We start from the raw sequence: 20110 nt of genomic DNA on the forward strand, positions 1-20110 counted from the left end.
TTCAGGCGTCGGAACTCGATGGACCGGCGTCGACGTCGGGGTCGTCGCCCTCGCGTTCTCCCGACTCGACGATGGCGAGCACGGATTCGAGGATCGCGGCGAGCCAGTCGAAGACGAGCACCGTTCCGCGCGTCTCCTCGTCGTCCAGAAGGCGGGGCCGATCCTCAGGAGTGTCGAGTCCGATCCGCGCTGCGATCGCGAGACGCAGCGCGGTTACCGTGCGCACCCACGCGGGAAGGGTCGTGTGCGAGATGTCCACCTCGACGAGGGCGGCTTCGTCCGGCGCCCCGCCGCCGAGGCCCAGTGCCGTGGTGACGTCCATGGCGTCTTGGAGCTTCCGATTGAGCAGTCCCTGTTCGGTGACGCTGCGGAACGCACCGGCGTCGGCGTCCTGCTCGTACGCGTCGGGGAACAGCCGGGCCAGGGCCGGATCATCGGGTGTCGCATCGGAGCCGCCCACCTCCAGGCTCGCGAACAGCGGGTCGGGGTCCAGTGCGGTGCCGCTGTGGCTCTGCAGCAGCTGGATGAGCTGCGCGATCAACTGATCGAGCATCGCCGCCTCGTCGTGATCGAGGAGCAGCCTCAGTCCGTGCCCGGGGAGCGGGAGCAGCTTCATCGTTCGCCCGCCTGGCGCACGGTCGCCCAGAGCCCGTATCCGTGCATCGCTTCGACGTGCATCTCCATCGCCTCCCGAGTTCCCTCCGCGACGACCGCACTGCCGGCCTGATGCACTTGCAGCATGAGCTCCTCGGCGCGATCGCGAGTGAAACCGAAGTGCTTCTGGAAGACGAAGGCGACGTACGACATCAGGTTGACCGGATCATCCCAGACGACTGTCTGCCAGACCGGCGACTCGAGGATCGTCGGCTCCTCGACCCGGCGCGTCTGCGCCTCCGGGTGCACGGCGTGCATCAGCCCCACCCGAGTTCATGTATGCGCTCCTCGGTGATGCCGTAGAAGTGTGCGATTTCGTGCACGAGTGTCACTCGGATCTCATGAACGAGATCTTCCTGGTCTGCGCAATGACCGAGCAGATTCTCGCGGAAGAGAATGATGCGATCCGGTTCTTCTCCGTACCCGTATACCCCGCGCTCTGCGAGCGAGAAGCCTTCATACACGCCGAGAATCTCACTGCCGTCGGTCGGGCGATCCTCCACCAGAAAAATCACATTGTCGAGCTGCGCGAGCATGTCGTCGTGCAGCGAGTCGAGGCCGTCGGCGACCAGCGATTCGAACTCCTCGTGTGAGATGTCGAGCATGTCTTCACCCTACACAGAACCACTTCGGAGCGTCGGGGAAGATTGCGCGAAATGCGGCCCCGCACGCATGACATAATTAGCTGCCGCATTCACGCAGAGAAGCAACACGAATGCGCAGAAGCATCGGGAGAGGGGGCCGCGGTGAAGCGCGTCGGAGTGGCGAAGGGCGACACCGTATTCGCCGCACCCTTCATCGTCTTCGCGCTGATTGCGATCGGCGCCGGTGTCGTGCATCTCGTCGGAACGCCGCCCGCCTCATGGACGCTCGTCTTGGCAGTGGTCGCGAGTGTCATCATGTGCGGGCCGTTCCATATTCGCATTGGTTACGACCGAGGCTTCCCGCAAGCCGGGGTCTCGATCGTCATGCTCTCGATCGAACCGTTGACCGAGGCTCCGTTCATCGGCGTGTGCATCTGGGCCATGGGCGTGTTGATCGCGCAGATCTCGCTGCGCCGCAACGTCTGGTTGGCGTTGTACACGACGGGCCTCGCGACCGTCGGCGCGGTGGCCTTCGTCGCTGTCCGCAACGGTCTCGACGCGCTCGGACTCTGGTTGCCGCTGAGCTTCGTGGCTGCGACCACAGTGTTCTACGGTGTCGTGCTGCTGGGCGAGTTCGCACGTCAATGGGGGCGCGAAGAGGTGGATCGCGGCGTCAGCGCTGCATCGGTGAAGCCTGGTCGCGTCATCTTCCTGGTCGCGGTGGTCTCGGTCACCGCGACCCTGATTCACTACATCGACGCGACGGTGATCTCCTGGCTCGAAGGCGACCCGAACGTCAGCCTGACGCCCTTCGTGGTGCTCCTCGCCGGGTCCCTCTTCTACGTGCTCGCTCAGCGTTCTCGCTCCGACGACATCGAAGCCCGCCTCTCCGCCGTGGTGGACGCTGCGATCGAACTGCCGAGGGAGAGCGGAGAAGCTCTCGGAACGGCGCTGCTGAGTCGGGCCAGGGGAATCGTGCGCGCGAATTCTGTCGAGTTGCGAGACGCCGCCCCGACCAATGACGAGATCGGTGCAGCGGTCAGCCTGGAATCTGCATCCGAGCAGTACCTCGTCGCCTCGCGCAAACTCGGAGGCGGTGCGTTCAGCCGTGACGACCAGCGCGCGCTGGTCTCGCTCGCGCACTTGGCAAGTGAGGCCGCGCGCATGCGATACGAGGTCGATTCGCTCGAGCAGCGTGCCAATACCGATCCGCTGACAGGCCTGCCGAACTACGGTGCATTCCAGCAGGCGCTGATCGAGGCGAACGAGCATCGCCCGTATCACGAGGGCATCGCGCTGCTGTTCATCGACCTCGACAACTTCAAGAAGCTCAACGACAACTACGGCCACCGCGCGGGGGACGCACTGCTGCGCGTCGTCGCGGCGCGCCTCGAACGCTCGTCGGGCGGAGGAGACTTCGTCTCCCGCGTCGGCGGCGACGAATTCGTCGTCATCTTCACGGGTCTCGTGTCGATCGACCAGGCGAAAGAATCTGCCGATCGTGTCATCGCCGCACTGAGCGAGCGGATGGACCTCGAGGGGCACGATCTTCGGCCTCTCGTGAGCGCCGGGCTGGCATTCTCGAGCCATCGCGAGATCGATGCGCAGTCGCTCGTCGAGGACGCGGATCGCACCATGCTGCAGGCGAAGCGCTCCCGCCAGCAGGGAGCAGTTGGAGCGGCGAGCACGGTGAGCATCTCTTCGCACCGCTCCACCCGTTTGAACGACATCGTTGCCCGCGCGATCGAGGGCAACAGGCTGATGCTCGCGTTCCAACCGATCGTCGACATGTCGACGGGCAAGATTTGGGCGTTCGAGGCGCTGACGCGCTACGTGGATCCCGAGCTGGGCCCGATCTCCGCGCCCTCGCTGATCGCCCGGGCCAAGAGCCTCGGGCTCATGAATGCGCTGACCGAGCAGGTGATCACGAAGGCGCTTCAAGCCGCCGAGCAGTTCCGTCGGCTGGAACCGAGCGTCAGCTGCATGACGGTCAACCTCGACCTCGGCCAGATCAGCGATGCCGAGCTCGGTCCGTTTCTGCGCGATGCGGCGAACGCCCATCCGGATATCACCCTCTGCATCGAGCTGAACGAGCGCTCACTGCGCACCGTCACCGATGAACTCCGCCGCGATGCGGAGAATCTGCAGTCCGCGGGGCTGATCATCGCGCTCGACGACTACGGTTCCGATGATTCCTCGGTGGGCGCTCTCGTGCACTTCCCGATGAACATTCTCAAGATCGACAAGAGCCTGATCGGCAACCTTGAAGACACCCGTCAGCGCGAGCTGATCAAGGCGCTGCAGAGCTTCGGCGACAACCTGGGCCACACCGTCGTCGTCGAGGGCATCGAGAGTGCTGCTGTGGCCGAAACGCTCCGAGCGCTCGGCGTGCGGAGCATGCAGGGCTATCACTTCGGTCGTCCGCAGTCCTTCGCATTGACGCGGGATCGGCTCCGCCGAAGCGGTACACGGGCTGACATCTCCTAGCGGTTCAGCCGCGCGCCAGCAGCGTCGAGGAGGCTCAGTACGACGGATCCGCGTCCTGGCCCGGAGGAGTCACATCGACTCCCGAGCTCAGGCGGGAAATCGCCTCCGCCGCGACGAACTCGGGATCCGGTTCGATGAAGGCGTCGACCACGCCCATAAAGGCGAGCGCCGAAACCGACCAGACGTCGTTCTCACTCGGTCCTGCCGCTCCGTCGAGAGTCTCGTCCGATCCGTCCGTCGGGCCATTGAAGTGGGCTTCGACCAGGGCGGGCACCGTGGCGCGCACAATTCCGAGCCCTTCGATGACCGAGGCCGCTGCGACGACGAAAGGCTGGTAGTCGTTGTGGAACATCGGCTTGAGCCGGTACCCGACGGTGGGAAGCACGTTGCGGTAGAAGCTCTCCATGGTCTCGACGAATGAGAGCTCGCTCGCCTGCAGCGCATCGAGTACGCGAGTTCGCGAGGATCCTTCGGGCCAGGCCATGATGGTGGTCGAGAGCGCAGCGTAGGTGCGCCACTTGCTCGACGCCGTGACGACCTCGAAATTGTACTCGGCTGCCGTGCGGATGATGTCGATCAGCACGCGGCGCCGACCCGCTGGAGTGTGGAGGTCGTCGGTGCGCATGCTGAGGTACTGCCACGTTGTCAGCAGCGTCTCCGTGTCAGCACGATCGATCTGCGCCTGGTTCGCGAGTTCGCAGAAGAGATCGGCCATGAATGCGTCTGCAGTAGGCCAGACCTGTCCGAACTGCTTCGCGGAAACGCCGGCATCGGCGCAGATCCGCTCGATGAGTTCCTGCGAGACGCTCAGGGTGAGTCCCACGGTCTCGACGTGCTTCACCGCGCTGAGCAGCACTTTCGTGCCGACATCTTCGGTCGCCGGGCGCGAGCGAAGACTGCTTCCGCGGTTCCAACCGTCTCCCTGCACCGTTCCCCCCAATTTCGACGTCAGTAGTACACTTATGCTAGCATCCCGCCTCTGGCGCCGTGTACCGGCGCGCTCGTCTCGGGAGGATGCAGAAGTGTTCTGGCAGCGCCTGCCCTTCTGCGACTCGCCGCGCCGTCAATGCGATGCGCGAAGAACCGCTATTCGGGCACAATGAGACTTACAGGAGTCGTTCGAGGTCACACCCGGGCATTCATGACGTATCTGCGGTGCTGCACGGCCGCGCTAACAGGAGGATCCCCGGCGTGTCACACATCGACCGTTCCGTGACGAATCACGACGTAATCCCCGTGATCGGGTCTGAGCTCTTCGCCGATCAGCCGTCCGCGCGCATGTGCGTCGGTGTCATCGCAGAGAACGATGTTCCGCGGCCCGGGCTCGAAGCGGAATATCGGGCGCATTTCGAGTTGCGCCGAAAGGTGTACGTCGATCAGACCGGCCAGCTCGACGAGAGCGAGATCCAGGCTGATGGCACCGATCGCGACGTCGACGACGCGCGGTCCATCACCTTTGCGGTCTTCGAGAATCACATCGAAGGGGTGCGAGTGGTCGGCGTCTCCCGTCTCATCGTGCGCGGCGAAGACCTTCCGCTCCCGGTCGAGGAGTTCTGCCCAGACTCATTCGTGGACGATGGCCTCACGGCGCGCAGCGTCGAGGTCTCACGGGTCATCGCGCGCCACGAGCACGCTGTCATGCAGGAGCTTGTGCAATGGCATCTCTTCGCGGTCATGCTCGCCTACGAGGCGAACCACGCGCTGGAGCGCACCTTCGCCATCATCGAACCCTGGTTGGAGCGCCATCTGAGGGGGACGATTGCGATCTCGAGGATCGGGGAGCCCCGATACGTCGAGCACTATCTCGACTATAATCTTCCGATCGAGATCGACATCCCGGTGTCGACGGAACGCGTAAACGCGCGCCAAGGTGGGTTCATCGACCGGTACCGGGCTGAGGACGGCGCGATGACCTTTGTCGGTCGCGCCCCGAAGCGCGCGCTCAGCGAGCAGTCGCGGTGATGCGACGCACCGTCGAAGCTCCCGAGTTCTCCCGCAATTACGGTTTCTGGAGCGAGGATGAGCAGCGGGCGTTGATCGCCGCACGCGTGGCCATCGCGGGTGTCGGGGGAGACGGGTTCCAGTTGGGCCTGAAGCTCGCGCGTATGGGGGTGGCATCGTTCAGCGTGGCGGATCCTGAGGTCTTCGAACCAGAGAACGTCAATCGCGTCGAAGGCGCGAGCACCTCGACTTTCGGTCGCCGCAAGGCCGAGGTGTTTCGCGAGCGCGTGCTCGATATCAATCCAGAGGCAGAGGTGCGCACGTTCCTCGACGGAGTGATTCCCGAGAACGTCGAGGAATTCATGCACGGCGCCTCGCTCGTGCTCGATGAGTCGGAGCTCACGAAGCCGGAGATCGGATCGCTCATCGCCCGCCGCGCGCGATTGCAGGGTATCCCCGACCTCCTGGTCATGAACGTGGGGTTCGCCGCTCAGGTCACTTCATTCGCACCCACCTCGCCGTGGACGTTCGAGCGCTTCATGGGCTTCGATTCGGGGATGCCTCTGAATGAGATCGCGGACGCGGGCGTGGATCTGGCGCGCTGCCTCCCGTACATCCCGTCGTACACCGACCTGCGGTCCTTGCAGGCCGTCGCGGGGGAGGAGGGCCACTCGCCTGCCTCGCTGCCGTCCATCTCCATCGGCGTCGACGCGGCATCGGCGATCGGCAGTGCGCAGGCGTTCCTGCATCTGACCGCCGACGTGGCGAACCAGCGCCGTTCTCCGATCTGGGCACCGCGGATCGCGTACACGGACGCCTACCGGTTGCGCACGCGGATCGTGCGGGCGGGACGGACGCCGCACGTGATCGGACTGCTCATCGCCCACGCCAGGCAGAAGCTGAATCTCAACCCGCTCGGCAGCTACACGCTCGCCGATATTGCACGTAGACGCTCGTAAGCAGGTGCGCGGCGGGCGCGGGTTCCTGCGGCCGATCACGGGTGGACCTTGACGGGCGTGAGGTGGCCCGCGCGTGAGGTGAACTGCATAAGCCTGAGGCCCGCATCGCGCCGGATCAGATCCGTAAGTGCGCGAGGCGGGCCTCAGGTATTCATTGGGGTCCCTGCGTAGAAAGTTCTCAAACCCCACCCCGAAGCTGAAATCGTTGATTTCTCGCTGGAAACGAGGGGTATACCGGGTATCGCAGCGGGCCGATAATACCCCGATTCACGACGTACGAGGGCCTTGCGTAAGGAGGATTGGAAAACCTCAAACCTTTCTCACCCCCGCAGAAGTAGATCGACTTGTCGACGATTACCTCACTGGTTTCAGCGTCGGATACCTCGCTCAGAAGTATGGTGTGCACCGTGCAACCGTCTCGAAGCATCTCACCCGGAGCAACGTCGTGCGCCGCCAGCACGGCCTCACAATCGAGGAAGCCGCAGAGATAGTGAAGCTGCACGGCGGTGGCATCTCAATGCGCGCTATCTCACGCACTCTCGGTGTCGACCGTAATCAGGTTCGCATCTCCTTAGTCGCAGCTGGTGCACTCGTCGATCAAGCCTCGACCATGAGAATTTAAACGAAGCCTTCCTCGACAAGCACACAACCGCTCTCGGTAATGACATGGGCCTGGCCTGAGCCGTCAACGACTCGGCTCCAACTCTCAACCAGCAATCGACCCTTGAATATCGACATCGAGAAGCCGCCGTACATACCTGGATAACCAAAGTACAGATTGTCCAATGTCTCCAACGCGATGATCTCGGAAGGGATTGGCCGAATCTTTACGGGCTCCAAAGACTCGGTACGTTCCTGAATCAGTTCAGATAGGTGCTTGTCCCATGCAGCAAACTTTCGCAACTGGTTGTCGCTCAGATCACGCACGGTCAGAGCATCAGCAAGATGCTGATGATTGCGTTTCAAAGCAATAACGATTGGACGATCGCCTTCAGCGTTCCGTAACGAACGCCATGCTCCGCGGCGGATGAGTTCATCCACGACCTCCGATGAGGCGCCGAGCCAAGCTGCCTGGTGAAGTGGTGTGAACCAAGAGTCACCAGCGATTCTCTATTGATTTACGCTCAGAAATCGCTCTCGATCAAGAAGACGAAATACCGCCTCCCAATTGCCGACTCTGGCAACGTCCGCAAGACGGTTGATGTTGTCGACGTGACTCTCCCTGAGAAGTCCCGCCTCTATCACGCCTGGCCAATCAACTTCCAACTGCCACCCTACGCTCGACATTCGGACGGTGTAACCAGAACTACTGCTGCCGGATCTACATCACTTGCCGTTGCAAGAGTCGGCAACTCGGCGGAATCAAGACCAGCAAGTTCAAGTGCTGCCTGTCCAGCTAAGTGAGCCGAACGCACAGACGGGAGTGCTGCACGGATAGGTGACAGTTCTAGTCACGCCGCCAGTGCGACGGCACTCGATCTCCTCTGCAACCCGTCAGACTTTGACCGAACCTTTTTCGACCGGCGCACGGCAAAGTAGCGCTTGGTACTTCTCAACAGCTTCTGCCATTCGCTCTACAAGTCTGGGTCGGAAGACGAACTGCTTGAAGGTCGGTGAGTAAAGGCAGTAGCGCGGCGATCTGCGGAGCGCTGTCGATGTGATCCGACTCTGACGCAAGACGCTCGGCACCATCAAGACGAACCTGTCTTGGGCGTTCGCCTATAACGTGGCAGCGATTCCGGTCGCAGCGTTCGGTATGCTCAACCCAATGATCGCCGGCGATGGCGTTCTCGAGCGTCTTCGTGGTTGGCAACAGCCTGCGTCTGCGCGGCTTCACGTCCATCACCAAGCAGGCTGCCTAGCACACCGGGCCCGGTCGCCCAGCCGAGAGGAGACACCCATGACGAAGCCACACTCGGGCCACGGGCACGACCACGGGCCTCACAGTGGCCACGAGCACCACGAGCGCACTGGGCACGAGGATCACGGTGGTCACGCTGGCCATATGGGCCACTGCGGTCACGGCAGCCACGGCGATCATGTGGCACAGTTTCGGCGCCTGTTCTGGGTGAATCTCGTGCTCGCGGTGCCAGTCGTCGCGTTCTCGCCAATGTTTGCCATGATCCTCGGCTATTCAGTACCAGGCTGGGCCACGTGGATCGCACCTGTTATCGGCACCGTGATGTATGTCTGGGGCGGCTCCCCATTCTTGAAGGGCACGGTGAGCGAAATCAAGGCCCGCAAACCGGGCATGATGCTGCTGATCGCCCTGGGCATCACCGTGGCCTTCCTCGCATCGTGGGGCGCAACACTCGGGCTGTTGCATCACGAGCTCGAATTCTGGTGGGAACTCGCGCTGCTGGTGGTCATTATGCTGCTCGGGCACTGGATCGAGATGCGTTCGCTCGCCCAGACCACTTCTGCGCTCGACTCCCTCGCTGCGCTTTTGCCCGACGAAGCCGAGCGGGTCGAGGGTGAAACGGCCGTCACGGTGAGCCCGGCGGAGTTGCGCGTTGATGATCTCGTGATCGTGCGCCCGGGCGGCAGCGTGCCGGCCGACGGCATGATTGTTGACGGACGTGCGGCCATGGATGAATCGATGATCACCGGCGAATCGCTCCCCGCGACCCGCAGCGAGGGTGATGCGGTGACCGCCGGCACGGTCGCGACCGATTCGGGGCTGCGGGTCAGAGTCACCGCCATCGGAGACGACACGACACTTGCCGGCATCAACCGACTCGTCGCCGACGCACAAAACTCGTCGTCTCGGGCGCAGCGCATCGCCGACCGGGCTGCAGGGTGGCTGTTCTGGTTCGCCCTCGCCGCAGCGGTCAGCACCGCGATCGTTTGGATGCTCGTGGGCGACCCAGATGCGGCCGTGATGCGCACCATTACCGTGCTAGTGATCGCCTGCCCGCACGCGCTCGGCTTGGCGATTCCGCTCGTGGTTTCCATCGCCACCGAGCGCGCGGCTCGCGGCGGGGTGCTCGTGAAAGATCGTTTCGCGCTCGAGACGATGCGCCAAGTCGACGCGGTGCTCTTCGACAAGACGGGCACACTCACCAAGGGCGAACCGGTTGTCACCGGTGTCGCGCCAGTCGGCGATGTTGACGAGCACGCCCTGCTGGCCCTGGCTGCCGCGGCCGAGGCCGACAGCGAGCACCCCCTCGCCAAAGCGATCGTCGCCGCGGCGAGCGACCGAGGCCTCAGCCTTGCACCCGCCACCGGGTTCTCTTCTTCACCGGCGGTTGGCGTCACCGCCACCGTGGCCGGCCACGAGATTCGGGTCGGTGGGCCCCGGCTTCTGGAAGAAACCGGGCAGCCCGAGATCGGTGCAGCCGATGCCTGGCGGGCCGAAGGTGCCATCATTCTGCATGTCGTTCGTGACGGAATCATGATCGGCGGGCTGAAGCTCGCCGATGAGATTCGCCCGGAGTCGCGCGATGCCCTCGCCGCACTGCATCGGCTCGGTGTTGAGGTCGTGATGATCACCGGTGACGCTGCAGCCGTCGCGGGGGAGGTTGCTCGCGAACTCGGTATCGACCGTGTGTTCGCGGGCGTGCGCCCCGAAGATAAGGCCGCGAAGGTGGCCGAGTTGCAGCACGAAGGCACGGCTGTCGCGATGGTCGGCGACGGTGTCAACGATGCCCCCGCCCTCGCGCAAGCCGATGTTGGTATCGCTATCGGGGCGGGCACCGATGTGGCGATCGCGTCGGCAGGGGTGATCCTCGCCAGCTCTGACCCGCGTTCGGTGCTCTCAGTGATCGAACTCTCACGTGCTGCCTACCGCAAGATGAAACAGAACCTGTGGTGGGCGGCGGGGTACAACTTGATTTCGGTGCCGCTTGCCGCCGGGGTGCTCGCCCGCGTCGGGTTCGTGCTGCCGATGTCGGTCGGAGCGATTCTGATGTCGCTGTCGACGATCGTCGTGGCGCTGAATGCCCAGCTCTTGCGCCGCATCGATCTCAGTCCAGAAGCCAGCACTCGCGCCGTGCTCGAACGCACGAACTGACCTCACGCAGGTCAGGATCAGCACATGTCATCAACCACTGAATCGCACGCGTCGCACCACGGGTATATCGGCGATAAGAAGCGCTACCTGCAGCGCATGAAACGAATCGAAGGTTTGGCCCGGGGCATCGCGAACACGATCGACGAAGAGCAGTACTGTGTCCACATTCTGACCCAGGTCAGTGCGCTCACCCGCTCGCTGCAGGGGGTGGCGACGGGGCTGCTCGATGATCACCTGAAGCACTGTGTGCTCGATGCCGCCAAGCTTAGCGACGAGGCCGCCCACGAGAAGATTCAGGAGTCCACTGCCGCGGTCAACCGGCTGATCCGATCGTGACTGTGTGAGTCGGCCTCGCGGGTTAGCCTACCGGCACTTCCCGCCGAGCAGGGCTCTCGCGCCGCGCACCCCGGTGCGCTCGGAGCGCGCGGAGCGCCGACAGAATGGCCACAAGGTCAACAATCTCTTGCAGCAGCGCTCCCACCACCGCCGGCAAATAGCCGAATGCGGCGACGAGCATCAAACCGACTGAGATGATGATGCCCATCCAGATCGACTGCAGGGCGATCTGCACCGTGCGCCGCGAGACATAGGCCACATCTGCCACTCGCGCGATGTCGTTCGAGGTGATCACCGCCGCTGCTGACTCGCTCGCGACCGTTGCACCCCTGCCCGCCATCGCAACACCGACATCGGCGGCCGCCAGCACCGGGGCATCATTGATCCCATCGCCGACCATGAGTACGGGTCTCGGCCGCATCGCCTGCACAATCCGCACCTTGGTCTGGGGAGTGGTCTCAGCGTGCACCGTCTGAATGTCGACCGCGTGTGCGACAGACTCCGCGGTCGACGTGATATCACCGGTCACCATCGCGATCTCGGCTACGCCTGCTCGGCGAAGACGGGACACCGTGTCTGCAGACTGCTCACGAATCGGGTCGGACAAGATGATCACTCCGGCGAGCTCGTCACCGACCGATACGTAGACGGCCGTCTCCCCAGCTGAGAGTACGGGTCGATCGATCGGCCCGGTCACCTCTTCGATAAATGAGGGCTTGCCCACTCGCACCGAAGTGCCGTCTGCCAGGGAGGCGAGGACACCGTTTGTTGCCACCTCGTCGGCCGTCACCACTTCGGGAAGCTCAAGTTGCTGTGTGCGTGCCGATGCCACGATCGGATCGGCGAACACGTGCACGGAGTACTGCTCGGCGGCGGCCGCGAGCTGCAGCGTCTCGTCTACGGTGCGAGCAGCAGGGTGAATCTCGACGACGTCGGCTTTACCTTCGGTCAAGGTGCCGGTCTTGTCGAATGCGACTGCACGGACCCCGGCGAGCACCTCTAACACGCCACCGTCTTTGATGATGACGTTGAGCTTTGCCGCGGAACTCATCCCGCCCATAAACGCGACCGGGGTGGCGATGAGCAGCGGGCACGGCGTCGCCACGACGAGCACCTCGGCAAATCGCACCGGATCCCCGCTGAGAAACCACGCGAAGCCCGCAATCAGCAATGACACAATGGTGAACGGCACCGCATAACGGTCGGCGAGTCGCACCATCGGTGCCCGGGAGTCCACGGCCTCCTCGACCAACCGTACGATCGAGGCGTAGTTCGAATCGGCTGCCACCTTCTGCGCGCGCATCGTGAAGCTCGTCGTGCTGTTGACCGTTCCAGAAAGCAGTGGGTCGCCCGCGTGGTAGTTCACCGGGATCGGTTCACCGGTCACGGATGATTCATCAATCGTCGCGTGATCCGATAGGAGCACCCCGTCGACGGGGAGGATCTCTGAGGAGCGCACCAGCAGTTCGTCGCCGACTTTCACCTCTTCGATCGCGATGCGTTCGACCTCACCTGTTACCGGGTGAATTCGACCCGCGAATGCTGGGGCTCGGTTCAACAGTTGGTCGAGTTCTCGGCTCGCGCGGCGAGCGGCGAGGTCTTCGAGTGCTTCCCCTCCGGTGAGCATCAACGCGATGATGAGCCCCGCGACATATTCCTGTACGGCGAGTGTCGCGATCATGGCGATGACCGCAAGAATGTCGAGCCCCCAATGCCCGCGCATCAGATCTTTGAACATGTCGATCGCGGTGATCACGATCACGATACCGAGCACCAAGTATGCGGTGACCCCGAGAGCCATCTCTGCGCCGGTAAGCCAGAGCATAACCCCGGTCGCCAAACCGACGAGCACGAACATCATGAGCTTGCGGTTGCGAAGAAATTCCACCGTCGATGACATTGCGTGTGACGCTTCCGAGGTACGTGGGGCGATGGTCTGGGCTGGCACGGTGCTGTTCTCAGTCTCTCTTCGAGAGGGTTGAGAGTGCGGTGAGCGCGGTCACATCAGTGATCGTGATCCGCCCCTGTTCCTGTTGTGAGATCACCCCGGTGTCGGTGAGTTTGCGAAGTTGCCGACTGAGGGACTCTGGTGTCGTGGACAGGAGCGAAGCGATGTCCTTCTTTGCGAGCGGCAGCGTCACGTCGATGGCTCCTCGCGGCCCTGGCGTCGCAGGGAGCGAGAGCAGGTAATCGGCGAGACGAGAGCTCACGTTTCCCGAGATGACAGAAGCCAGTCGCGCCTCAGTATCATCCAAGCGCTGACTCACTCCTTGCAGCATGCGCAGCCCGATGCTCGGATGCTTCTCGACGAGACGCCCGAGATCGGCATGACGGAACACGCACAGTTCGGTATGCACGAGCGCTTCTGCTGCGTGATCGGGTCTCGTGCCGGTGAGAAACGCGGATTCTCCGATGAAGTCGCCCGGCCCGAGGACCCGGATCACCTGCTCGTGCCCAGCCGCACTTGTGCGAGCGATCTTCACCTGACCGGTGTGCACCACCATCAACTGCGACATGTCCGAGCCTGCTGTATACGCCTGCTCGACAGCGTCTAATCGGACGGTACGTGCAAATCCCGCAACTTCCACTTGCTGCGCATGTGTGAGCCCTTGAAACAGTGGTACACGGGCCACGCAGAGATCATTTGCTGGATCAGCATCCACATCGGTTGAAACAGCCAACGGCATCCTTCCCTTCCCTTCTAGTATGGCGACTCGTGGCACAACACCCGCGCTTCAGCTGAAGCCAGGGGTGGCGCGTGCAGTGATGTGCGCGTGGGGCGTCCGCGGGTTCGAGCGCTGCCCGATCACCTCGAACCCGGCGTGGGTGAGGGCTTCGACCATTTTGTTCATCGGCCACCGGTATGCGGCGGCGATCGGATGGTCGAATGCCTCTAGCCGCGGCCCCGCGAAAAAGGACATCAGCAGCGATCCGCCGTCACCCAGCCGAGTGCGCAGTGTTGCGAGCGCGTGTAGGAGCTCTTCTGAGCTCATGTGAATGGTCGAATACCAGGCGAGGATCCCGCCCCAGCGGGTCTCGCAACGGGCGAGATCGTCGATGGAATCGTGATGGAACACAACCGCGGGATGTCTGGCTCGGGCAATCGTGATGAGGCGATCCGATGGCTCGAGCCCTTCCACCGCGTGTCCGAGGCGTGCGAGGTGACCGGTCCAACGCCCGGTACCCGCGCCGACATCGAGAATGGGGCCATCGACTGCCGCGGCCCACGGCTCGATGACCGCACGATCAGGGTCATCCGGTGAGATCTCGGCACCGAGAATGCCCTCGATATCAACCTCAGGCGACCCGTATGCATCGGCCACCCGGTTTATTGAGGCCACAGGATCAGACGTCCGTGCTGCTGTGAATACGGCGTCCGTCGGTGCCTCAGGCCGCTGGGTCATGGTTCGATGATCACTTTGCCGGCAGTGTGCCCGGCCTCCACCATGGCGATGGCTTCCGCAGCCCGATCGAGACTGTACCGGTCCGTCACCTGCGGATCGACGAGACCGTACTGGGCGACGCCGGTGACCTTCTCGAGCCCTTCACGCGTGCGCACCACCGCTACGCCACCGAGTTGCTGCACGGTGGTCGGGTCTGCGGTACTGATGATGACGCTCGGGTCTTTGGCGACGACCGCGAGATCACGAAGCGCCTGCCCACCGACCAGGTCGATGAGCACATCAACACCCTCCGGCGCGATGGCACGCACCCGGTCAGCCGCACCCTCCCCGGAGGCAACGAACGTCGCACCGGTCGACTCCACCAGTTCCTGCTTCGCTGCACTGGCCACACCGATGACCGTGAACTTGTGCACATTGCCGATCTGCGCCGCCATCAGCCCGACCCCACCTCCGGTGCCAAGAATCAGCATCGTCTGACCAGGTTCCAGCTCGATCTGATGCGTCACGTCATACGCAGTCGCCCCTGCGACAGGCAGTGCTGCAGCGTCAGCAAAGGAAAGCTCTTCGGGCTTCTGGACGGTTTGTGCCGCATCCAACACCGTGTGCTTCGCGAACGTTCCCTGTCCTTTGGCCGCGAGGCCGAGCACCATGTCACCGACAGCGAAGTTCTCGACCTCTGCGCCTACGGCGGTGACGACACCGGAGGCCTCTCGGCCCATCGGTGCGGGAAGCGGCCAGTGGGAGCCCATCTGCCCCGCACGGATCTTCCAGTCAGCAGGGTTCACCCCGGCCGCTTTCACTTCGATCGCGAGCTCTCCAGGCCCAGGCGCCGGAGCCGGGCGTTCAACGAGTTCCTGCGTCTCGGGGCCGCCATAGGCGGCGAAGACCAGCGCTTTCGACATTATTGACTTCTCCTCGTTCTCCAGGTGAGTGACACTTACGTGGTTGCCTGTGGCGGAGCGTCTTCACCCGAAGCCTCTGCCGCATCAGCGAGTTCCTTCGTGGCATACTCCGCGTCAATTGCGTGCTCCGGAGGTGAATAGACGGTGTAGAGCACCAAAGGCTCATCGCCAGTGTTGCGGAAGTTGTGGCGAGTACCGGCCGGGACAGCGCACAGGTCGCCAGCATCAACGGTGTGCGTCTCGCCGTCAAGGTCGGCCTCTCCGCTGCCCGACACAAAACTCAGCAACTGGTCGGTGGTGTCATGCACCTCGTCGCCGATCTCCCCGCCCACCGGAATCGTCATCGCAACGAGTTGGGAATGCTTTCCCGTCCAGAGCACCTGACGAAAATTCGTGTTTGCTTTCGCGACCTCGTCGATGATGAAGTGCGTCGCCTTCTCGCCGACGCTGAACTGGTTCTCACTCATGTGTGTGGTCCTTTCTTAAGATGGAAGTTCGGATGAACTCTGGGCCGTGGCTGGTTCGACCGGGCGGCCTGTTTCATGTGCGGCTCGGGCGCGTTCACTCCTCGACAACGCAGTGGCTCCTTGGGTGTTGCGCAGCAGGCGCATCGCGTTGAGGATTACGATGAGCACCGATCCCTCGTGCACGAGCATGCCGATAGCCATCGTGACACCCCCTGCGAAGACCCCGACGAGCAGCACGACAACGGTGATGAGCGCGATCCAGATGTTCTGGCGCATGACGTTCACGGTGCGTTTGGCGAGGCTGATTGCTTCGGGCAGTTTCAAGAGGTTGTCGCCCATCAGGGCAATGTCTGCCGTCTCCACGGCCACCGCTGAGCCCGCTGCACCCATGGCAACACCAATGTCGGCGGTCGCGAGGGCCGGGGCGTCGTTCACGCCGTCGCCCACCATCGCGACCGTGTGCCCCTCGCGCTGCAACCGCGCGACAGCGTCGAGCTTGTCCTCGGGTAGCAACGAAGCATGGATCTCATCGATGCCGACCGCCTCACCGATGGCTTCGGCGACAAGGCGCGTATCTCCGGTGAGCATCACCACCTTCTGCACCCCGCTAGCGTGCAAGCGCCTGATCATCTCGGGGGCATCCTCGCGGATCGTATCTGCGACACCGATTACGCCAAGCACGCTCTCATCGACCGCGACAATCATCGGGGTCTTGCCTGCCGCTGCCAGTTTCTTCGCAGCCACAGCCGCCCCCGCGTCGTTCACGATCCCGTACTGTTCGAGCAGCGGCACGTTACCGATGAGTACCCGCTTGTCGTGAGCGTCGGCCACGATCCCCTTGCCCACGACCGGTGTGACCGATCCCGGAAGGCCCTCGGGGGCCACTCCTTCTTCTCGTGCGGTGTCGAGGATCGGGCGGGCAAGTGGGTGCTCGGACCCTGCTTCTGCGGCGGCTGCCCAGCGAAGCACCTCGCGCCGATCCGCTTCAGGATTGAGCACAACGATGTCGGTGAGTACCGGGCGGCCCTCGGTGAGAGTCCCCGTCTTATCGACTGCGACGGCCGAGATCTTGGCCGAGGTTTCGAGGTACTCGCCGCCCTTGATGAGAATCCCGTTGCGGGCCGAGCGGCCGATTCCCGCTACGATCGCCACGGGAATCGAGATGACGAGCGCGCCCGGGCAACCGATCACGAGCAACGTGAGGCCGAGCACTACGTCACCAGAGATGAGGCCCGCCGCAAGCGCGAGTACCATCACCGCGGGCGTGTACCACTTCGAGAATCGGTCGATGAATGCCTGCGTTTTCGCTTTCGCATCCTGCGCTTCTTCGACACGGTGAATGATGCGCGCGAGCGTCGTGTCGGCTCCGATGCCGGTCGCCATGACCTGTAGGAATCCGCCCCGCGAGATCGTGCCCGCAAACACGTGATCTGACTTCGTCTTTTCGACAGGGATCGACTCACCTGTGATCGATGCCTCGTCGATCGCTCCGGTGCCTGACACGACCTGCCCGTCGACGGGAACTTTCGCTCCGTTCTTTACGAGCACGATCTCGCCCATGCGCACCTGATGTGCGGCGATCTCGACCTGCTCACCGTCGCGCATCACGACTGCAACGTCGGGGGCCACCGCGACCAACTCAGCGAGCGCTGCACGGGTCTTGTTCATCGTGCCGGCTTCGAGTGCGTGACCGATCGCGAAGAGGAACGTCACGGCGGCAGCTTCCCAGAAGTTGCCGATGAGTGTCGCGCCGATCGCTGCAATCGATACGAGCAGGTCGATACTGATGAACTTTACGAGCAGTGCCCGGACGGCCTTCACGACGATTCCGTACCCCGCGACAATTGCTGCGGCGAGCATGAACGCGTTCGCAAGGGTAAACACATGACCAGAACCGTGGGCGTGTTCGCCAGCGTCGATCCACCATTGCGGACCGACCGTGACGTTCCAGCTGCCGCCGAAGAGCTTTTCGACGCCGAACGACACGAGAATGAGGAGGCCCGAGACAACGGGAATGAACCAGTTGCCATACCGCCACTTACGGAACGCGTTCACGAATGTGCCGCCTTTCGAATTGGTGAACTTAGTGCGTGAGGAGCCGTTTGGCTAGAACGCGGAGGCCTTCGACTTATAGCCGGCCTTATCGACAGCAGCAATGAGATCGTCGACGGAACTTCTTGTCTCATCGTGGTCGATCTCAACGCGACCCGAGGCGAAGTGCACCGTCACGTTCTCGACGCCATCGAGCTTGCCGACCTGCTTCTCGATCTTGGTCACGCACGACGGGCACGAGAAACCCTCGGCGCGCAGCAGAGTGTGGGTGGTGTCAGTAGCGTTCGCCATGATGAGTCCTTTCGCTTCACCCCGAAACGGGGATCGACCAGGAGGTTCCTGGCCTTCACGACCCAGACTATTGTGTTGACAGAGCCTCAGCCTTGACCTAGATCAAGTCGTGCTCGGAGCTCCTCTCTGTGGCTCACCAGCTACTTGGGTGCCGTGAGTCGCTTCTTGGTTGATCTGCTGGGCGCCATGAAGGTCTACAAGACCGAACTGATCCGTCAGCAAGGCCCTGGCGGACGGTCGAGCAGGTCGAGCTTGCGACCCTCGAATACGTGTGGTGGTGGAACCATGAGCGGCTCCACGGGGAACTCGATATGCGTACTCCGATCGAGGTCGAACAGGCGTACTACGCTGAAACCGAGACGCTTCTGTCACCGACCGGCTGACAGGGAAACCGGTCGGAACAAGAACCAGGCCAATTCATGTGCACCCCGATCGAGATCGAGGAAGCATATTATGCTGAGCAAGAGAAGCTTCCGTCGCTGACCGGGTGACGGACAAACGGGTCGGAACTAAACCCAGGTCGAATCACGAAGCACCTCACTCGAAACAACGTCGTGCGACGTCAGCACGGCCTCACAAACGAGGAAGCCGCAGAGGCCGTGAAGCTGCACGGCGGTGGCATCTCGATGCGCGCGATCGCCCGCACACTTGGCGTTAACCGAAAGCAGGTACGCGTTTCCCTCGTCGGCCCTGGCGCGCTAGATCTACAGCAGAGCTTAAACACCCCGATTGAATAGTCGCCTGATCGGGGTGCGCAGCGTCCGCGGCGCCCTACACGAGATAATCGCGAAGCCGGTCTGATCGCGACGGATGGCGCAGCTTCGCCATGGTTTTGGACTCAATTTGACGAATCCGTTCTCTTGTCAAACCAAAGATTTCCCCAATTTGCTCGAGTGTTTGGGGTTCAATCCCACCCAATCCAAAGCGCAGTTGAATGATACCGGCCTCACGCTCAGGCAATGAATCAAAGAGGTGCACAAGTATCTGCTGCAGCATTTTCGACATCACATTATCTTCTGGTTCCAGCGCCTCGGTATCTTCGATGAGGTCGCCGAATGAAACTTCCTGGGTGTGCCCTGGTTCAAGGAGCCATGCTTTTCTGTCAATGCTCACCGGTGCCTTGTCCAGTTGAAAGAGAGCATCCAGGTCACGTACCGTCATCTGCAGCTGATTCGCTACGAGGGCGAGCGCAGTGCTCTCATCAGCATGCACCTCTGCATCCTTCTTGAGGCTTTGCGCCTTCTTCAGCTCTTCGACTTTGTGAACTGGGATACGGATTGTGCGAGATGTATCTGCTGTTGCGCGCGTGATGGCTTGCTGCACCCACCACGTTGCGTAGGTGGAAAGCTTAAAGCCCTTTCGGAAATCCCATTTCTGTATTGCCCGTTCCAACCCAAGATTTCCTTCTTGGATGAGGTCCAGTAGATCCAATGTCCCCGCGCCAGCCGTGTATTTCTTTGCAATGCTGACCACCAGGCGAAGGTTAGAGCACAAGAACCTCGTATGTGCGTTTCGCCCCCGTTTGATTAGCCATTCCAGATCTCGGCGTTCTCGTCTGAGGCGATAGTTTTGAGCATCGAGTTGTTCTTGCGCGAGCAGACCCACCTCGATCTCTTTTCCCAGTAGCACCTCTTCTTCGGCTGTGAGTAGTTTGAACTTACCAATCTGTTTCAAATAGAGGTGAGTGGAATCTTTACCGAGGAAAGCGATTCCACGTAATTGTTCCGGTATCTCACCGTCCCAAATTTCAATCTCTTCAAATTCATCCTCACCCGCAGAAGAGTCGCCCGGACCGCTGGCATCTCGAGAAACGCGCCTGTCTCGGTTCTTCTTGCTCGGGCCTTCGTTGCTCTCAGCGTCCCCGCGGTTCCCAGGTTTGGCACCTGACTTGACCTGCAAATCAACGAGTGGGCGAACGCGCAAAGCGGGTCTGATGCACGTTGAGGTGACAGTTTGGTTAGGCAGCGAGTGCGACCTGTTTGTTCATGATGGTCTCGTACTCGAGCGGCGTCAAACGCCCC

General features: G+C 62.3%; 18 protein-coding genes and 2 pseudogenes. 7 read left to right on the top strand and 13 right to left on the bottom strand.

All coding sequences use genetic code 11. The features are described from left to right. Position 1 precedes the first annotated feature (1 nt). From AB0O71_RS03630 to AB0O71_RS03640, 3 genes are read right to left on the bottom strand one after another with little or no spacing between them, the layout of a single operon-like run. Positions 2-616 carry a DUF2017 family protein gene (locus AB0O71_RS03630; protein WP_363742072.1) on the bottom strand — a complete coding sequence of 205 codons (615 nt, stop codon included), beginning with the start codon at positions 614-616 and terminating at the stop codon, positions 2-4. Further along, complete coding sequence (clpS, locus tag AB0O71_RS03635; protein WP_363742074.1) at positions 613-912, bottom strand: ATP-dependent Clp protease adapter ClpS; 300 nt, start codon at positions 910-912, stop codon at positions 613-615. The genes AB0O71_RS03630 and clpS overlap by 4 nt, the downstream gene beginning before the upstream one ends. Continuing rightward, the gene (locus AB0O71_RS03640; protein ID WP_363742076.1) at positions 912-1259 is read right to left on the bottom strand and encodes a metallopeptidase family protein; all 348 of its coding nucleotides are present in this window, start codon (positions 1257-1259) and stop codon (positions 912-914) included. The genes clpS and AB0O71_RS03640 overlap by 1 nt, the downstream gene beginning before the upstream one ends. Before the next feature lie 141 nt (positions 1260-1400). Between AB0O71_RS03640 and AB0O71_RS03645 the strand changes: the two genes are divergently transcribed. Further along, on the top strand, positions 1401-3725 hold the full coding sequence (locus AB0O71_RS03645; protein WP_363742078.1) for an EAL domain-containing protein: 2325 nt from the start codon (positions 1401-1403) through the stop codon (positions 3723-3725). A 34-nt stretch (positions 3726-3759) separates the two neighbouring features. On the opposite strand, the gene AB0O71_RS03650 is transcribed toward AB0O71_RS03645, so the two are convergent. Then, positions 3760-4653: a hypothetical protein gene (locus tag AB0O71_RS03650; protein WP_363742080.1), complete on the bottom strand. Its 894-nt coding sequence runs from the start codon at positions 4651-4653 to the stop codon at positions 3760-3762. Between the two features lie 263 nt (positions 4654-4916). Here AB0O71_RS03650 and AB0O71_RS03655 point away from each other — a divergent pair, with 263 nt between their 5' ends. Then, positions 4917-5687 (top strand): hypothetical protein, encoded by a 771-nt coding sequence (locus AB0O71_RS03655; RefSeq protein WP_363742083.1) that lies wholly within the window; start codon positions 4917-4919, stop codon positions 5685-5687. Continuing rightward, entirely contained in the window at positions 5687-6625 is a 939-nt protein-coding gene (locus tag AB0O71_RS03660) for a ThiF family adenylyltransferase (RefSeq protein WP_363742086.1), read from the top strand. Before AB0O71_RS03655 ends, AB0O71_RS03660 begins: the two co-directional genes overlap by 1 nt. Before the next feature lie 618 nt (positions 6626-7243). On the opposite strand, the gene AB0O71_RS03665 is transcribed toward AB0O71_RS03660, so the two are convergent. Then, positions 7244-7666, bottom strand: coding sequence for a hypothetical protein (locus AB0O71_RS03665; protein WP_346057741.1), 423 nt, complete (start codon positions 7664-7666; stop codon positions 7244-7246). A 589-nt stretch (positions 7667-8255) separates the two neighbouring features. Between AB0O71_RS03665 and AB0O71_RS03670 the strand changes: the two are divergent. The 3 genes and pseudogenes from AB0O71_RS03670 to AB0O71_RS03680 form a co-directional block, all read left to right on the top strand. Then, a pseudogene (locus AB0O71_RS03670) lies at positions 8256-8487 on the top strand (hypothetical protein); the annotation flags it as partial. A gap of 38 nt (positions 8488-8525) precedes the next feature. Beyond that, complete coding sequence (locus AB0O71_RS03675) at positions 8526-10637, top strand: heavy metal translocating P-type ATPase (protein WP_363742089.1); 2112 nt, start codon at positions 8526-8528, stop codon at positions 10635-10637. Between the two features lie 24 nt (positions 10638-10661). Then, the gene (locus AB0O71_RS03680; protein ID WP_346057743.1) at positions 10662-10973 is read left to right on the top strand and encodes a metal-sensitive transcriptional regulator; all 312 of its coding nucleotides are present in this window, start codon (positions 10662-10664) and stop codon (positions 10971-10973) included. A 22-nt stretch (positions 10974-10995) separates the two neighbouring features. Here AB0O71_RS03680 and AB0O71_RS03685 read toward each other — a convergent pair whose 3' ends face one another. Genes AB0O71_RS03685 through AB0O71_RS03715 form a run of 7 tightly spaced genes read right to left on the bottom strand, consistent with a single transcriptional unit; the run spans position 10996 to position 18089 of the window. Beyond that, entirely contained in the window at positions 10996-12873 is a 1878-nt protein-coding gene (locus tag AB0O71_RS03685; protein WP_363742093.1) for a heavy metal translocating P-type ATPase, read from the bottom strand. Positions 12874-12931: 58 nt separating this feature from the next. Then, positions 12932-13660, bottom strand: coding sequence for a Crp/Fnr family transcriptional regulator (locus AB0O71_RS03690; protein WP_346058011.1), 729 nt, complete (start codon positions 13658-13660; stop codon positions 12932-12934). A gap of 48 nt (positions 13661-13708) precedes the next feature. Then, positions 13709-14377, bottom strand: a complete 669-nt coding sequence (locus AB0O71_RS03695; protein WP_363742096.1) for a class I SAM-dependent methyltransferase — start codon at positions 14375-14377, stop codon at positions 13709-13711. After that, positions 14374-15279 carry an NADP-dependent oxidoreductase gene (locus AB0O71_RS03700; protein ID WP_363742099.1) on the bottom strand — a complete coding sequence of 302 codons (906 nt, stop codon included), beginning with the start codon at positions 15277-15279 and terminating at the stop codon, positions 14374-14376. The genes AB0O71_RS03695 and AB0O71_RS03700 overlap by 4 nt, the downstream gene beginning before the upstream one ends. Before the next feature lie 35 nt (positions 15280-15314). Beyond that, complete coding sequence (locus AB0O71_RS03705) at positions 15315-15746, bottom strand: cupin domain-containing protein (RefSeq protein WP_017791817.1); 432 nt, start codon at positions 15744-15746, stop codon at positions 15315-15317. Between the two features lie 15 nt (positions 15747-15761). After that, on the bottom strand, positions 15762-17801 hold the full coding sequence (locus AB0O71_RS03710; RefSeq protein WP_363742102.1) for a heavy metal translocating P-type ATPase: 2040 nt from the start codon (positions 17799-17801) through the stop codon (positions 15762-15764). A 51-nt stretch (positions 17802-17852) separates the two neighbouring features. Continuing rightward, complete coding sequence (locus tag AB0O71_RS03715) at positions 17853-18089, bottom strand: heavy-metal-associated domain-containing protein (protein WP_017791819.1); 237 nt, start codon at positions 18087-18089, stop codon at positions 17853-17855. 195 nt (positions 18090-18284) lie between these two features. Between AB0O71_RS03715 and AB0O71_RS03720 the strand changes: the two are divergent. Further along, positions 18285-18472, top strand: a pseudogene (locus AB0O71_RS03720) (IS3 family transposase); the annotation flags it as partial. A 388-nt stretch (positions 18473-18860) separates the two neighbouring features. Here the strand turns inward: AB0O71_RS03720 and AB0O71_RS03725 are convergent. Beyond that, on the bottom strand, positions 18861-19988 hold the full coding sequence (locus AB0O71_RS03725; protein ID WP_363742105.1) for a sigma-70 family RNA polymerase sigma factor: 1128 nt from the start codon (positions 19986-19988) through the stop codon (positions 18861-18863). Between the last annotated feature and the right edge of the window lie 122 nt (positions 19989-20110).

Source organism: Leucobacter sp. NPDC077196 (genome assembly GCF_040687075.1).
In the GTDB taxonomy this organism is placed as follows: Bacteria; Actinomycetota; Actinomycetes; order Actinomycetales; family Microbacteriaceae; genus Leucobacter.

Bases quoted from the DNA above. Each gene is read 5' to 3' on its own strand.
- AB0O71_RS03705 (WP_017791817.1), bottom strand. From the start codon at position 15,746: ATGAGTGAGAACCAGTTCAGCGTCGGCGAGAAGGCGACGCACTTCATC.
- AB0O71_RS03675 (WP_363742089.1), top strand. From the start codon at position 8,526: ATGACGAAGCCACACTCGGGCCACGGGCACGACCACGGGCCTCACAGT.
- AB0O71_RS03685 (WP_363742093.1), bottom strand. From the start codon at position 12,873: ATGTCATCGACGGTGGAATTTCTTCGCAACCGCAAGCTCATGATGTTC.
- AB0O71_RS03700 (WP_363742099.1), bottom strand. From the start codon at position 15,279: ATGTCGAAAGCGCTGGTCTTCGCCGCCTATGGCGGCCCCGAGACGCAG.
- AB0O71_RS03680 (WP_346057743.1), top strand. From the start codon at position 10,662: ATGTCATCAACCACTGAATCGCACGCGTCGCACCACGGGTATATCGGC.
- AB0O71_RS03695 (WP_363742096.1), bottom strand. From the start codon at position 14,377: ATGACCCAGCGGCCTGAGGCACCGACGGACGCCGTATTCACAGCAGCA.
- AB0O71_RS03640 (WP_363742076.1), bottom strand. From the start codon at position 1,259: ATGCTCGACATCTCACACGAGGAGTTCGAATCGCTGGTCGCCGACGGC.
- AB0O71_RS03715 (WP_017791819.1), bottom strand. From the start codon at position 18,089: ATGGCGAACGCTACTGACACCACCCACACTCTGCTGCGCGCCGAGGGT.
- AB0O71_RS03690 (WP_346058011.1), bottom strand. From the start codon at position 13,660: ATGCCGTTGGCTGTTTCAACCGATGTGGATGCTGATCCAGCAAATGAT.
- AB0O71_RS03630 (WP_363742072.1), bottom strand. From the start codon at position 616: ATGAAGCTGCTCCCGCTCCCCGGGCACGGACTGAGGCTGCTCCTCGAT.
- clpS (WP_363742074.1), bottom strand. From the start codon at position 912: ATGCACGCCGTGCACCCGGAGGCGCAGACGCGCCGGGTCGAGGAGCCG.
- AB0O71_RS03660 (WP_363742086.1), top strand. From the start codon at position 5,687: ATGCGACGCACCGTCGAAGCTCCCGAGTTCTCCCGCAATTACGGTTTC.